General features: G+C 45.0%; 1 protein-coding gene. It reads left to right on the top strand.

All coding sequences use genetic code 11. The annotated features are described in order from the left end of the window. Positions 1 to 157 precede the first annotated feature (157 nt). Positions 158 to 1,917: hypothetical protein (locus ABW391_RS29365; RefSeq protein ID WP_353485465.1), on the top strand; the 1,760-nt coding region annotated here is incomplete at its 3' end.

Here is a 1,917-nt window from a genome sequence, read left to right as displayed (position 1 = left end):
GGCTTGCCCAAGATTGCTAGTTCGAACACTCACAATAGGCGGATGCCCAAGAGTTTTCCTTGATGCCCTCGTAAATGTAAGCCTCAATAGAAGAGACTCAAATAGGGATTCCCCAAGGTTCTATTGAGATGTCAGTACGTAAGGGCAGAATAGAGGCGTGAGCCACAAGATACCTGAAGAAGTAGCAGTGGCTCTTATGCTTTCAAAAAATCTGAAGCCACTTGAGCCATACCCTGGAAGAGCAAGGCCTTGGAAATCTCTTTGTCTGATTTGTAAAAATGAAGTCTCGCCAAGGTACTCCTCAATTCAAGGAAGTCAGGGTGGCTGCATCTATTGTTCTAGTAGAGCAACTATTAGTGAAGAGCAAGCAAGAAAGATTCTAGAGACAGCCAATTTAAGTCCACTTGTTCCCTATGAAGGAAGTCGCAAAGGCTGGAAATCTAAATGTTTGGCTTGCGGCAAGATATCAAATCCGCGCGTCGATACTGTTAAGAACAGGGGTGCAAAATGCAGATTCTGCTCAGCAAATGAACGTGGTCTTGCGGGGAGAATGTCTCAAGAGGATGCATTTGAACTTGCGAAGAAGGCGAATCTTGAACCTCTGGAACCTTATGAATCAAGTCAGAAGAAATGGAAGTGCAGATGCTTGCGGTGCGATTCCATTGTTTTCCCAATGGCTACATCATTGCAAGGGGGTCAAGGTGGTTGTCTGAAATGTGGCTACGCGGAAAACAAAAGAAAGCAATTGACTCCACAAGACAAAGCAATCGAATTTTTTGAGTCAAAAGGACTCACTCCACTGGTCGCATATCCAGGAGCAAACCGACCCTGGAAATCCAAGTGCAATAGGTGTGGAGAAATTTCTGCGCCGCACTACAACAGCGTAAAGAGTGGACGAGGATGTGGCGTTTGTGCGGGGAAGATTGTTCCTCATCACATTGCCATCGCGAAGATGCAAGAGTCAAATCTTGAACCACTCGAACCATATCCAGGGGGCAAAACAGCGTGGAAATGTAGATGCACAAGATGCAACAAAGAAGTATTCCCAAAGTACTCAGACATTAGAAATGGTGATGGAGGCTGCAAATTCTGTGGAGGTCACTTTGTAGAACCAGATGCTGCATTCCAAGTGATGCTTGCCAAGGGAGTTACACCCCAGGAGCCATATAGCCATAATGCAAAAAAGTGGCACTGCATTTGCAATACTTGCAAAAGGAATGTTTATCCCACTTGGAACACCGTGCAAAGCGGGAGAAGTGCCTGCGCCTACTGTACTCGTAGAAAAGTTGACCCCGAGGAAGCGATAGTTGATATGCAAAGCCACGGTGCAAAACCCTTAGAGCCTTATTCAGGGGCACGTGCAGGCTGGAATTGCGAATGTATGAAGTGTGGACGAAAGATTTCGCCAGTTTATTCTTCGGTAATCAATGAAGGTTTGAATCCTTGTGGATACTGCGCAGGAAAAAGAGTTGACCCGAAAACTGCATTTACTGTGATGGTAAATGCGGGTTTAACTCCAATGGAGGACTATGTAAAGGCAGAAAAACCCTGGAGATGTATCTGTAATAAGTGCAAGAAACTTGTCACCCCTTCGTACACCTCCATTCGAACTGGTCAAGGTGGTTGTCGATATTGCGCAGACAAAGGTTTGGACTACAACGAACCTGCATACTTGTATTTAATGACTCACCCAAATTTAGGTGCCCACAAGGTTGGAATCGCAAATACTAAAACTCGTGTCAACAGAATCAAAGAGCATCAAAAATATGGATGGGTTTTATTCAAAGCAATTGACTTTGAAACGGGAGATGACGCCTTTCAAATCGAGCAGCAAGTCCTTACCTGGCTTCGAGTGAAGAAAGGGCTAGGAATATTCTTAAGTAAAGAACAATTACCTCAAGGGGGCTACAGCGAAAC

This window comes from Haliscomenobacter sp., assembly GCF_040403615.1.
In the GTDB taxonomy this organism is placed as follows: Bacteria; Bacteroidota; Bacteroidia; order Chitinophagales; family Saprospiraceae; genus Haliscomenobacter.
This window is presented reverse-complemented; position numbering and strand designations above follow the sequence as displayed.